The 12,742-nt window shown below is 59.5% G+C and carries 12 protein-coding genes; 3 read left to right on the forward strand and 9 right to left on the reverse strand.

The features are described from left to right. Positions 1–22: 22 nt before the first annotated feature. From ACP2AV_RS11245 to ACP2AV_RS11270, 6 genes are all read right to left on the reverse strand, one after another. On the reverse strand, positions 23–1,213 hold the full coding sequence (locus tag ACP2AV_RS11245; RefSeq protein WP_426372814.1) for a DegT/DnrJ/EryC1/StrS family aminotransferase: 1,191 nt from the start codon (positions 1,211–1,213) through the stop codon (positions 23–25). A 93-nt stretch (positions 1,214–1,306) separates the two neighbouring features. Next, positions 1,307–2,575: an NAD(P)/FAD-dependent oxidoreductase gene (locus tag ACP2AV_RS11250; protein ID WP_426372873.1), complete on the reverse strand. Its 1,269-nt coding sequence runs from the start codon at positions 2,573–2,575 to the stop codon at positions 1,307–1,309. Then, entirely contained in the window at positions 2,575–3,930 is a 1,356-nt protein-coding gene (locus tag ACP2AV_RS11255) for a glutamine synthetase family protein (protein ID WP_426372815.1), read from the reverse strand. Before ACP2AV_RS11255 ends, ACP2AV_RS11250 begins: the two co-directional genes overlap by 1 nt. Continuing rightward, positions 3,927–4,634 (reverse strand): type 1 glutamine amidotransferase, encoded by a 708-nt coding sequence (locus ACP2AV_RS11260; protein WP_426372816.1) that lies wholly within the window; start codon positions 4,632–4,634, stop codon positions 3,927–3,929. Before ACP2AV_RS11260 ends, ACP2AV_RS11255 begins: the two co-directional genes overlap by 4 nt. A gap of 61 nt (positions 4,635–4,695) precedes the next feature. Further along, entirely contained in the window at positions 4,696–5,136 is a 441-nt protein-coding gene (locus tag ACP2AV_RS11265) for a TerB family tellurite resistance protein (RefSeq protein WP_426372817.1), read from the reverse strand. A 61-nt stretch (positions 5,137–5,197) separates the two neighbouring features. Then, positions 5,198–5,803: a LysE family translocator gene (locus ACP2AV_RS11270; protein ID WP_426372818.1), complete on the reverse strand. Its 606-nt coding sequence runs from the start codon at positions 5,801–5,803 to the stop codon at positions 5,198–5,200. A gap of 72 nt (positions 5,804–5,875) precedes the next feature. On the opposite strand from ACP2AV_RS11270, the gene ACP2AV_RS11275 reads away from it, so the two are divergent. After that, positions 5,876–6,328: an Lrp/AsnC family transcriptional regulator gene (locus tag ACP2AV_RS11275; protein WP_426372819.1), complete on the forward strand. Its 453-nt coding sequence runs from the start codon at positions 5,876–5,878 to the stop codon at positions 6,326–6,328. Positions 6,329–6,436: 108 nt separating this feature from the next. Here the strand turns inward: ACP2AV_RS11275 and ACP2AV_RS11280 are convergent, their stop codons facing one another. Together ACP2AV_RS11280 and secG are read right to left on the reverse strand one after the other, a co-directional pair. After that, positions 6,437–8,080: a CTP synthase gene (locus ACP2AV_RS11280; protein ID WP_426372820.1), complete on the reverse strand. Its 1,644-nt coding sequence runs from the start codon at positions 8,078–8,080 to the stop codon at positions 6,437–6,439. A gap of 168 nt (positions 8,081–8,248) precedes the next feature. Further along, a complete protein-coding gene (gene secG, locus ACP2AV_RS11285) occupies positions 8,249–8,602 on the reverse strand; it encodes a preprotein translocase subunit SecG (protein WP_426372821.1) in 354 nt (117 codons plus the stop codon). Between the two features lie 171 nt (positions 8,603–8,773). Here secG and ACP2AV_RS11290 point away from each other — a divergent pair, with 171 nt between their 5' ends. Further along, the gene (locus tag ACP2AV_RS11290) at positions 8,774–10,069 is read left to right on the forward strand and encodes an adenylosuccinate synthase (RefSeq protein WP_426372822.1); all 1,296 of its coding nucleotides are present in this window, start codon (positions 8,774–8,776) and stop codon (positions 10,067–10,069) included. Beyond that, positions 10,069–10,293 carry a DUF2842 domain-containing protein gene (locus ACP2AV_RS11295; protein ID WP_426372824.1) on the forward strand — a complete coding sequence of 75 codons (225 nt, stop codon included), beginning with the start codon at positions 10,069–10,071 and terminating at the stop codon, positions 10,291–10,293. Before ACP2AV_RS11290 ends, ACP2AV_RS11295 begins: the two co-directional genes overlap by 1 nt. A 61-nt stretch (positions 10,294–10,354) precedes the next feature. Here the strand turns inward: ACP2AV_RS11295 and ACP2AV_RS11300 are convergent, their stop codons facing one another. Further along, positions 10,355–12,691 carry a hypothetical protein gene (locus ACP2AV_RS11300; protein WP_426372825.1) on the reverse strand — a complete coding sequence of 779 codons (2,337 nt, stop codon included), beginning with the start codon at positions 12,689–12,691 and terminating at the stop codon, positions 10,355–10,357. Between the last annotated feature and the right edge of the window lie 51 nt (positions 12,692–12,742).

Consider the following 12,742-nt stretch of genomic DNA (forward strand, 5'->3'; position numbering starts at 1 on the left):
CCTATTGACCTAGAAAAAGGGCTCAGGTGCCGTAGGCGCGCGCGGGCCCTTTGACATCTTCGGCCGCGGCCAGAAGCGCCGCCGCGATGAAATCCAGGTCGGGTGTCGTAAGCCGGGCAGGCAAACGCGTGTCGCAGGCTTTTTCCAGCATCGCGCGGGTCAGCGGCAAATCGGGCGTGGACCCGAGGAATTGCCAATTCCAGAACGCCCGGGCGTTATCTTCGGACAAGCCGAATACCTGTATGGCAACACCACGCGCCTTGGCCGCCTTTTGGAATGCTCTGGCTTCGGCCTGGGAAAAACCCTCGAGGTTGAACTGCAAGCTGTCGGGCGCGCGTTCTTCGGGGGGCAGCTTGTCTGGCACAATGAACCACGGGCTGTCATTCAAACGGGCCGCCACATAGTCGTGGTTGGCGCGGCCATCGCGCACACGGCGGGGCAATTCAGCCAGCTGAGGTCGCACTATGGCGGCGGACATGTTGCCCAAACGCTGATTGTAGAGCGGCAGTTTGTTTTGCCAGAACCGAAAGCGGTCCTGAACATGGCCGTGTTTCTTCCAGTTATGTTCGTAAGCGCCAGACATGATGATGGCCTTGGCGATGATTTCGTCGTCATCGGTGATCAGGATTCCACCCTCACCGGCGTTCAGCAGTTTGTAGCTTTGGAAACTGAAGCATCCGATCTTGCCGATCGTCCCGATGTTCGTGCCATGCCACTGCGTGCCGAGCGAATGGGCCGCATCTTCGATCACCGGTATGTTTCGGTCGTTTGCCAAGGCCATGATCGCATCCATGTCCGACGTATGCCCGCGCATGTGACTGATGATGATCGCCTGGATGTCATCGGTCAGTTTGGCTTCGAAATCGGCCATGTCGATGCGGTAATTGTCGGCGACTTCAACCAGTACGGGGATGCAGTCGGCGTGAACGACTGACGAAGGGACAGCGGCGAATGTGAATGCTGGGATCAGCACCTTTGCATCGCGCGGCAGGCCAAGTGCCTTCAGGGACAGGAACAGTGCCGCAGAACAGGACGAGACGGCAAGCGCATATTTGGCGCCAATCATGGCGGCGAATTCTTGTTCCAATAGCGTGACTGGTGCGTTTTCAGAGGTGTAGCGAAACAAATCGCCCGAGTTGAGCAATCGTTCGATTTCAGCGCGGGCGCCTTCGGGGATTGGTTCTGCGTCGTAAACATTGGGCGCTGCTGACATGTTTCACCTTTTCCAAAGTCTCTTTTAAGGAAACCTGTAAATTAGGCGCATTCAAATGCCAAAGGGTTTTTCGTTTCAATCTTGTAACAGCGCCTAGATGCCGAGGCGGTCGCGCATGCTGTACCACCACACGGCAAGGCCCAGCAGAGCAGGCGCAACCGGCCCTCCGGGGAATGGTGCCACTGGCAGGCGTGCCATCGTATCGAAATCCGTGACCTGGCCGCGAATGGCGTCTGCCATGATGCGCCCTGCCAGCGTGGCAATGGCGATCCCGTGGCCAGAAAACCCCGATGCACTAAGAATGTTCGGTGCAGGGCGCGCAAAATGGGGCAGCCGAGAGGCAGTGATGGCCAGGGTGCCCCCCCAGGCGTGTGTGATTGGTACCTGCGCAAGATGTGGATAGATGCGCGTCATGTTGCGGCGCACTTTTGTGGCGATGTCCTTTGGAAATCGTGCGCCATAGCTTTCGCCGCCACCAAAGATCAGACGGTTGTCAGGGCTCAGGCGCCAATAATTAACCACAAAGCGAGAATCATATGCGGCAAGACCACCTGTGAGGATCTGATCAGGATCGTCCAGCGGCGCGGTGGCGACCATGTAATTGTTGATCGGCAAAACATGGCGTGCAACCGGTTTGCAAAGATCACCAAGATATCCGTTGGTGGCCAGAATAACATTGTCCGCCTTGATCGGATAGCCGCCCGCACGCAGGGGATCAAGGCTGGCGCGCGAGGTTTCGAATATGCGCGCGCCGGCGGCGGTGGCCGCGCGTGCCAGACCCTGCGCGTAGCGCAGCGGATGCAAGTGCCCGGCACCATGATCGATCGACCCGCCGAAAAAGGCGTTCGACGGAATGTGGCCATGGATCGCATCCCGTGAGAGAACTTCGATGCGGTCGTACCCATACCGGTCGGCCAAATGCGCAGCGTGGGTGGCGGCGGAGCGCTGTTCCCGCGACGAGGACGCAGCAAAGGCCAGGCCTGCCCGCCATTGCACGTCCATCGCGTGGCGTTCGATCAGCGACAGGACCAGGGCCTTTGCCTCTTCGGCCAAATCCCATAGCCGGGCGGCATCAGCGGGGGCGAGCTGCTCCAATTCTTCCTGATCCAGCCGCTGCCCCGAATGCACCTGACCGCCGTTGCGCCCCGAGGCGCCGTGGCCGACGCGGGCGGCCTCGACCACCACCACATCCAGACCGGCCTGCGCCAGATGGAGCGCCGCCGACAATCCCGTATACCCCGCGCCGACGACGCAAACGTCACACGTCAGCGGCGCTGAGACCGCCGGGTGATCGGTTTTTGAAGCGGTTTCGGCATACCAGCTGGCCGGATGCGGCGCTGTCAGAAGGTCGGCCCAGCCCATCAGACATTCAAGAGCAGGTGCTCGCGCTCCCACGGGCTGATGACTTGCAGGAATTCTTTGTTTTCAAGCGCTTTTACGGCCGAATAGACCTCGCAAAATTCCTGTCCTATCACCGCGCGCAGGGCGTCGTCTGCGCCCAGCGTAACCAAAGCGTCAGCCAATGTATTGGGAACTTCATCCAGCGACGCATAGGCATCCCCCACGAAGGCCGGGCGGGGCGGGCGTTTTTCCTGCAGGCCCAGATAGCCGCAAGCCAGTGAGGCCGCGATGCCCAGGTAGGGGTTCACATCCATGCCCGGCAGACGGTTTTCGATGCGCCGGGCGTCCGGGCTGGACACGGGCACGCGCAGGCCCGTCGTGCGATTGTCACGGCCCCATTCGGTGTTGATCGGAGCAGCGAAGTCGCGCACGTAGCGCCTGTAGCTGTTCACGTAAGGCGCAAACAGCGCGATGGCGCCGGGGATGTGGTTTTGAAGACCGGCAATGAAATGATGAAACGTCTCGGTTTCGCTACCGTCATCTGACGAAAAGATGTTCTTGCCCGTGTCCTTGTCGACAAGCGAATGATGAATATGCATCGCTGATCCAGGTTCGTCCTGGATCGGCTTGGCCATGAACGTGGCAAAACAGTTGTGGCGCAGCGCGGCCTCGCGGATCAGGCGCTTGAAGAAAAAGATTTCATCTGCAAGCTTGACCGGATCGCCGTGGCGCAGATTGATTTCGATTTGCCCGGCGCCACCTTCTTGCAAAATTCCGTCGATCTCAAACCCTTGGGCTTCGGCAAAATCGTATATGTCATCGATCACGGGGCCATACTCATCGACCGCACTCAGCGAATAGGCCTGCCGTGCAGCTGCGGGGCGGCCCGTGCGCCCGATGGGCGGGATGACCGGTTGGTTCGGGTCGATATTCGGCGCGACCAGAAAGAATTCCATCTCGGGGGCGACGACCGGGACCAGCCCCATGTCGTCGAACAGGGCGACGACACGCTTGAGGACATTGCGCGGCGCGGTCGGAATGGGCTGGCCGTTTTGATCGATGATGTCGTGAATGACCTGCAATGTGACATCCGCTGTCCAAGGCGCGGCGGTGGCCGTGCTCAGATCGGGTAACAGGACCATGTCGGGTTCGGTGAATTCGAAATCATCTGTGGATAGCCAATCGCCGGTGATGGTCTGCAAAAAGATTGAGTTCGGCAGGTAAAAACGATCCTGTTTGAAGAACTTTGCCGCCGGCATTGCTTTGCCGCGCGCGATCCCCGAGAAATCCGCGACGATGCATTCCACCTCGTCCAGGCGGCGTCCGTCCAGGTAGGTTTGGGCGGCTTCGGGCAGTTGGGCTAGCAACTCGCTCATGTCATGTCCTTGGTCAGGGGCGTGGGCTTTGCGGCCAGCACGCGGGCGATAATATCGCCAAGCTGCAAATCGTCGACCGGGTCGGCGGCGGTGGACCGGGCGTCTTCGATCACCTTGCGGGGGTAGGCGGGATCATCCCCGCGCGCCGCCAGATAGGCCGTGATGACAGCGGGCGAGAATTCGGGATGCGGTTGGACGGTCAGAACATTGGTCCCGTACACCAAAGCCGCATGGCGTGTGAATCCCGACGCGGCCACGGTACGGGCCATGGGCGGCTTGTCGATGACCTGATCGTGATGAAAGGCGTTTAGGCGCAGATTGCCGATATTTTCAAAAGCATAGTTGCGCGCCCCAATCGCCCAGCCCCCGGCGAACTTTTCCACCCGTCCCCCCATGGCTTGCGCAATAATCTGATGGCCAAAACAAATACCGACCATCGGCAATCCAGCATCAAATATCGCGCGAATCAGCGCCTCTAGCGGGGGGATGAAAGCGTGATCTTCATAGACGCCATGGCGCGATCCAGTGATCAGCCATGCGTCGGCTGCGTCAGGTCCGTCCGGAAACTCTCCTGCTTCGACATCCCAGGTTGTGAAACGAAACCCGTGCCCGCCCAACAGGCGGTGAAACATATCATCGAATTCGCCCTGACTTTCGGCGACGGCCCGGGGCGGATGGCCGCATTCAAGAATGCCGACGTGCATGGAACACCAAAGTTATCAATGCTCGGACGCTAGTGCGCAGGCGCGACTGTGGCAAGAGGGATCAGCTGCCCGCTTCGACACGTTGGCGGGCCAAGGCGCTGTCGCGATCATTGATGCCAAGCAGGTTGGCAGCCAAACGCATCAGCTGGTCTTCGTTTTTGTCGCGCGCGCCATCTGCAAGAACGACCTGCCACATGGCTTCCAGAACGCCGGTGCGATCCGCCAGCGGAACCGCGTCTTTGATTGCGCGGGTAAAGCGCACCGTGTCCGGGGCTTCCGCTTCGAACGCCTCAGCTTCGACGCGCAGTTCCGCGGCCTGATGCTGGGACAATTGATAGCGTGCGGCGAGTGTATGTTCGATCTGCGCGATTTCGTCGGCGTCATAGTGGCCGTCCGATTTTGCAATGCGCACCAACAAGGCCGCCAGGGCCAGACGCGCGTCAGTGTCGGGCAGCGGGGCGGACCCGGGATTGGTCAGGCGGTTGAGCAATGAGGCAAACATGGCAGATCATATAGTCTGCCTTGTGCCCAGAGCCAAGTGCGACCGTGAAGCTGAGAACGACCTAAGTCATCAGCGTCGGAACGAGCGACCCAACCAGCAGCAATGCCATCGCCCCATTGAAAACGCGCAAGCGGGTGCGACTGCTCAGAAGACGACGGATTTGCGTTCCCATCAGGACCCAGGTGGATATGCACGGCAAGTTGACCGCGCCGAACGTCAGGGCGATCAGGATGATCGCCGCAAGCGAACGGTCGGCTGCATAGAGCGTTATCGCCGTCAGGGCCATGGTCCAGGCTTTCGGGTTCACCCACTGAAAGGCCGCAGCTTGCAGAAACGTGAATGGGCGCGTGGTGGCAGATACCGTGTCAGGCGGGGCGGCGTTCGCGATTTTCCACGCCAACCAAAGCAGATAGGCGACGGACGCAACCGTCAGAACCCGGTGCAACACAGGGAAGGCATCGAACAACTGCATCAATCCCAGCCCGACCAGAGCGACCATTGCGGTAAAGCCGATGGCGACCCCCATCATATGGGGCAGGGTCCGTCGGTATCCGAAATTGGCCCCGGAAGCCATCAACATCAGATTGTTCGGCCCCGGCGTGATCGACGAGACGAAGGCAAAGGCCATAAGAGAAGGCAAAGTTGACAGGGCGAACAAGCTTATCATGGCCGCATTATATGCGGTCTCACGCGCAATGTTGTTGTCAAAAGATGATGAAAGGGGCAAAAGATGCAATTAATGGCCGATATTGATCAAATTGACGAAAAAATATTGCGCGAACTCTCGCGCAGCGGCCGGATGTCCAATTTGGACCTATCCGATCGTGTGGGGCTGTCGCCCTCGGCCTGTCTGCGCCGTGTGCAGGAACTGGAGCGGACCGGGGTCATTCGCGGGTATCGCGCAATTCTGGACGGCGAACGTTTGGGGCATGGGTTTGTCGCATACATAACGGTCGGCCTGTCAGTGCATACGAAAGAGGTTCAATTGGGGTTTGAGCGCGCGATGGCGCGCGCATCCGAAGTTCGCGAATGCCACAATGTCACAGGCGCCTTCGAATACCTGTTGCGCGTCGAAACCGCTGATTTGCGCGACTATAAAAGGTTCCACACTGAGATTTTGGGAACCCAGCCGAATGTCAATTCCATTACCAGCTATATCGTGATGGGCAGCCCAAAGGACCAACGCGCCTGACCGGTCTTTTCACCTATCAGACGGAAACCCGGTCGGCACGCGTTCATATGCCCACCGAAACGCCGCCGCCGAAATGGTGTCGCAGGTTCCGGCGCGCTGGCTTCTGGCTCAGACGAGGCGCTCAACCTCTTTTGCCGCACGCACGAAATCAGCGAATAGCGGGTGCGGATCGAAGGGTTTGGATTTCAATTCCGGGTGGAACTGGACGCCGATGAACCACGGATGATCGGGGTATTCCACGATCTCGGGCAGGCGGCCGTCGGGCGACATGCCGCTGAACTTCAGCCCGCACGCTTCCAGTTGGTCACGATATTTCACATCGACCTCGTATCGGTGGCGGTGGCGTTCTTCGATGGTGGTCGTCCCGTAAGCGGCCGCCACCTTTGATCCTTCGGCCAATTCGGCCGTGTAGGCGCCCAGCCGCATCGTCCCGCCCTTGTCGTCGTCGACCTTTCTGGCCACCGTATGATTGCCTTTAACCCATTCCTTGAGGTGGTAAACAACAGGTTCGAAACGCTTTTTACCGGACTCGTGGTCGAATTCCTCGGACCCGGCGGTTGTCATTCCGGCCAGATTGCGTGCGGCCTCCACCACGGCCATCTGCATGCCCAGACAAATCCCAAGATAGGGGATTTTGCGTTCACGCGCGAATTGCGCTGCCTTGATCTTGCCTTCGGTCCCGCGTTCGCCAAACCCGCCGGGCACCAAGATTGCGTGAAAGCCTTCGAGGTAGGGCGCGGGATCTTCTTTCTCGAAAATTTCGGCGTCGACCCATTCGACATTGACCTTGACACGGTTGGCCATGCCGCCATGCATCAAAGCTTCTTTGATCGATTTATACGCGTCCGCGAGTTGGACGTATTTGCCGACAATGGCGATGTTCACGTCGCCTTCGGCGTTGAAGATGCGATCCTGCACATCGGCCCAGCGGGCCAGGTTCGGCTTGGGCGCCGGGGCAATGCCAAAGGCGTCCAAGACAGCCTGGTCCAACCCTTCGCGGTGATAGGCCATAGGGGCTTCGTAGATCGATTTGAGATCGGGAGCAGCAATCACGGCGTCCTTACGGACGTTACAGAACAAGGCGATCTTAGCGCGCTCTTTGTCAGGGATCGGCTGTTCCGAGCGGCAAACCAAGACGTCCGGCTGCAACCCGATCGAGCGCAGTTCCTTTACGCTGTGCTGGGTGGGCTTGGTCTTTAGCTCGCCGCTGGCCGCAATCCACGGCAACAGCGTGAGATGCATGAAAATGCACTGACCGCGTGGCTTGTCCTGTGCGAACTGGCGGATCGCTTCAAAGAACGGCAGCCCTTCGATATCGCCGACCGTACCGCCGATTTCACATAGCATGAAATCAACTTCGTCATCGCCAATGTCGATGAACTCTTTGATTTCATTGGTGACATGCGGAACCACTTGGATCGTTTTGCCCAGGTAGTCGCCGCGCCGCTCTTTTTCCAGGACGTTGGAATAGACCCGCCCCGAGCTGACCGAATCCGTCATCCGTGCAGGCACGCCGGTAAAACGTTCGTAGTGGCCAAGGTCCAAATCGGTCTCGGCGCCATCGTCAGTGACGAAGACTTCGCCGTGTTCGAACGGGCTCATCGTGCCGGGATCGACGTTCAGGTACGGGTCCAGTTTGCGCAGACGCACGGTGTACCCGCGGGCTTGCAGCAAAGCACCCAAAGCTGCCGAAGCCAGCCCTTTGCCAAGCGAAGAGACAACGCCGCCGGTGATGAAAACGTAACGAGCCATGATGGGCGGGGTCCCCCGTGAAATCTTAAAAAATGATCAGGTCACGGACCGAAAAATCCGTATCATCACGGGATTTGAGAGCTAACAGATTCGCTGCCCGCGCGCAACCAAACCTCAACATCCTGCGGGGCTCTCCCCGCAGTTAACTATTTGTAGTGAGTCATTTCGTCAGTCGGCGCGGGGCGGGATCAAAGCGCCATCGTCGGCCGAGGGCGGCAGCAGACTGTCAGCCGATGGAACAGCCGGTGTGTCAGCCGCCGGCGCATCGCCGACCCGGTCTATGACCGAGGATGAACCGCTCTTGTCTGCCGCTATCACGTTCAGTGTGATTGACGTCACGATGAAGGCAATCGCGAAAAGCCAGGTCAATTTCCCCAGTGCCGTCGCGGCGCCGCGCCCTGTCATTGCGTCGCCACCGCCGCCGCCCATACCCAACCCACCGCCTTCCGAGCGTTGAAGCAACACGATGCCGATCAGGCAAAGCGCAAGGATCAGGTGTATGACAAGGACGACGTTTTCCATGGACGGGTGCCTTTGACTGCGTTCGATGGCGGTATCTAGGCAATCGAGGCGCGCGCTGCAACCCCGAAGGCCGATCCGGGCAGACTTCACGCCGTTCAGAAAATTTGTGGTTTCGCGACTCTGCTTGGGCCGGTATACCGGCGCGGGTTTGCACCAAAGATAGGAACCATCATGGCCAATGTTGTCGTTGTCGGCGCCCAGTGGGGTGACGAGGGAAAAGGCAAGATCGTGGACTGGCTGAGCGAACGCGCCGACGTCATCGCTCGGTTTCAGGGTGGGCATAACGCCGGCCACACCCTGGTCATAGATGGCGAAGTCTTCAAATTGCACGCGCTGCCCTCGGGGGTTGTGCGCGGCGGCAAACTGTCGGTGATCGGCAATGGTGTGGTGCTCGACCCGTGGCACCTGCTGGCTGAGATCGACACGATCCGCAAACAGGGCGTCGAAATCACGCCTGACACGCTGATGATCGCGGAAAACACGCCGCTGATCCTGCCCATCCACGGAGAGTTGGACCGCGCGCGCGAAGAGGCGGCTTCGGCAGGCACCAAGATCGGGACCACAGGGCGGGGAATTGGCCCCTGTTACGAAGATAAGGTGGGCCGGCGGGCCATCCGCATCGCCGATCTGGCCGATGTGGCGACGTTGGAGGCACGGGTCGACCGGGCGTTGCAGCACCACAATCCGCTGCGCAAGGGGCTTGGGTTTGATGCCGTTGATCGCGACGATCTGATCGCCCAGCTCAAGGAAATCGCGCCCAGGATTCTGAAATATGCCGGGCCCGTCTGGAAAGTCATGAGCGACAAGCGCAAGGCTGGCAAACGCATCTTGTTCGAAGGCGCGCAAGGGGCGCTGCTGGATATCGACTTTGGCACCTACCCCTTTGTGACCTCTTCAAACGTGATTGCGGGGCAGGCCGCCACCGGCGTTGGCATTGGTCCGGGCGCGATCGATTACGTGCTGGGCATTGTCAAAGCCTACACAACCCGTGTCGGGGAAGGCCCTTTCCCGAGCGAGCTGGATGATGCAGATGGTCAGCGACTGGGTGAGCGCGGGCACGAATTCGGCACGACGACGGGCCGCAAACGGCGCTGCGGCTGGTTCGATGCCGCTTTGGTTCGACAGACCTGCGCCACCTCGGGTGTCAATGGTATCTGCCTGACCAAGCTGGATGTTCTGGATGGGTTCGAGACGCTGAAAATCTGTGTTGGCTACGATCTGGACGGCCGTCGGTTGGATTATCTGCCGACAGCTGCGGACGAACAGGCCCGTTGCACACCGATCTACGAAGAAATGCCAGGCTGGTCGGAGAGCACCGAAGGCGCGCGCACGTGGAACGCATTGCCTGCCAATGCGATCAAATACGTCCGCCACATCGAAGAGTTGATCGATTGCCCGGTCGCCTTGCTCTCGACCTCGCCCGAGCGGGACGACACAATCCTTGTCACCGACCCGTTTGCGGACTGATGGCGCTGTCGTATAAAGCGCGTCGCCGCTGGGCGTTGGTCATCCTGCTGGTGGGCCTGCCGATCTATATCGTCGTTGCGATCAAAGTGATTTCGCTGTTCGAACGTCCGTCGATCTTGTTGGAACTGGCGATTTATGTCGGCCTCGGGATCCTCTGGGCCCTGCCATTTCGCGCCATTTTCAAAGGCGTTGGGCAACAGGATCCAGACGAAGACGCCAAATGAAAAAAGGGCCGCGCAAGCGTACCTTGGCGCGGCCCTTTTCCGGCGATTGGCGTGACTGCAGTTATTCGCCTGCGAAGCGTTCTTCGGGCTTGAACCGTGTGTTATCGGCCACGACGAACTGCCCACGCTTGAGCTTCTTGATCTTGCCAGTCCGCAGCAGCGTTCCAAAAGACCGCAGACCGTCTTCGCGGGTGTAGCCTTCGTCCGCCTTCAGATCGGCAACCGTTTTCATGATCTGCGGTCGCGAGAAATGCGGCTGCCCTTCGACATAGGACGCGTAGGCGGCCGCAGCTTCCAGCAGGTCGGTCAGGTTCTCAGCGCCAACTTTGTCGGCGTAATCGGCAAAGCTGGCAGCATCTGCCACGGCTGTTTCCGACACTGCTGCCTGATCCAGATCGTCCTCGTAGTCGTTTTGCAGAACGAGATTTCCGGTGGATACGCGGCGCGGGCGCACCGGGCTGACGGGCGCAGCGGGTTCGTCCATGTCGGTGACATCTACGCGCTGTTCGCTGACCAGCATCAGCGGTGCCAAGCGACGTTCAGTTTTTTTGGCAGAAGCGGTTGGCCGGCTGGGCTGCACCACACGCGCCAGATCGTCAGCGAACCGCGACTTGACGCTTTCTTCCGAGCCCTGTTCGATAGCATCGTCGTCGGACCGGCGCGCCATGACTGCCGCTTTGAGATGTTGGATCGCAGAACGACGACGTGACCCTTCCGTATTGGAAAAGGCGCGATCGGTTTCTTCCATCAGTCGACCGACATTGCCGGTTTCATCGATCGGGTTTTCTTCGAGCAGTTTGGACCGGGCCACGCGATCTTCTTTGGCAAGACGCTCCGAAGGATCGTCAACGCCGCTCGCCGCGGCCAATTGCGCGATGAGATCGCTTTCCTCGTCAGCAGGTAGCGTGCCTTCGCCGAGCATTTCGGCGATTTGATCGCTGGCATCCCCGTCGCGACCGTCTTCTGGGGCGGCCAATTCGGGCATGTCTGCCCGGCGCATTTTCACAATGCGCGCACGCGCGCGGCTGACAAAGTCCGTCGCGACAGCATGAGAGGCGGTTTCCAGCGGGTCCGCCGGATCAGCGGCTTCTTGTTGGGGGGCTTCATCCGCTACTTCGGCGTGTTCCTGCGTGTCCAGGTCAGCGGTCGCATCACCCTCGGCGTCGATGGCAGATGTTTTCACATCGGCCCCGATATTGTGCATGTCTTCTTGTGCGATTGTGTCGATCAGCGTGTCGACAGAGATTTCTGCACCTGCGTCGCCCGCAGTGTCCTGCGCTTTGTCATCGCGCATCATGGCGGGTTCGGACAATTCGCTGGCAAGTGCGGCGAGATCGATTTCTTCGCCGTCGTCCATATCTTCAACATAGACGTCCTGTGCGGATGCGCCCGCATGCGCGATAACCGCATCGTCGAGGGCGTCGTCCTCTTCGGCCCCAATCGCATCATCTGCAGCGACGAAATCCGCTTCTGCTACGTCATCGTCTTCTACTTCGCCGTCGTCTGCGTTCAGCCTTGTGTCCAAATGTTCCGGGTCGGCCGCGACATCGAAGGTGTCGCTTTCAGTGGGCGAGGCTTCGGCCGAAATCGCGTTTTCCAGCGCAATGTCCAATTCCTCGGCCGCTTGTTCAGAGGCATTTTCATTGAAAACCTCTTGCGTGGGGGCGTCGGTTTGGTCTTCGTCGCTGAAATACTCTGACGCGCTGTCTTCTTCGTCATCGAAATAGTCTGCGGCGGTGTCGGCATCTTCATCGTCGAACATGGCCGCCAAGGCGTCATCTGGGCTGTCTACGGCATGTTCGTCTTCGGAATATGCCTGTTCGGGTGCGCTGGCGGACACGACTGCGCGAATGCGCGAAAGTTTGGCGGCGATGCTGCCATCGCTCAGTGCATCGCCTTGGGGCGCGTCGTCGATGATTTGCGTCTCAGCGTCAAAGAAAAGTTCGGGGTTGGCCGTGGTTTCCTCAGGCGGTTCCTGGGTTTGTGCAGACGCGTCAGGCTGGATTTGTTCTGCGGTTTTTGGAGCGGCCGCCGTCGGGGCAGCATCAGTTGCATCGCTTTGCGTCTTGTCGGCAGGTCCGCTTTGTGCGGCCGTGGCAAGCGCGGCAACGGAAGCGGCTGGCGCGCGCGTGTCGGCTTCGGGTTCCATCTGCCGCAGGTAGACAGCATTGTCCTGGACGCGCGATTCCACGCGGCGCTGAATTTCCTTTTCTGCGATCCGGTGCAACATCTCTGCGTCCGGCGTGGGCGGTTCGGCACCGAAGTACCGGTCTTCCGCCGCCAAATCGCGGAAATACTCCGAGATCGACTTCATCGTCGAAAACGGGTCGTCAAACCCTTCCAGGGTACATGAAAATGTCCCGTATGAGACGGTGAGAATCTTGCTCGTGCCTACCATCTTCTTTTCGCTTTCTCCCCCGATCCAGCAACATCTGGTTTACCATGTGCT

This window comes from Aliiroseovarius sp. PTFE2010 (assembly GCF_049943335.1).
Taxonomy (GTDB): domain Bacteria; phylum Pseudomonadota; class Alphaproteobacteria; order Rhodobacterales; family Rhodobacteraceae; genus JBNFVY01.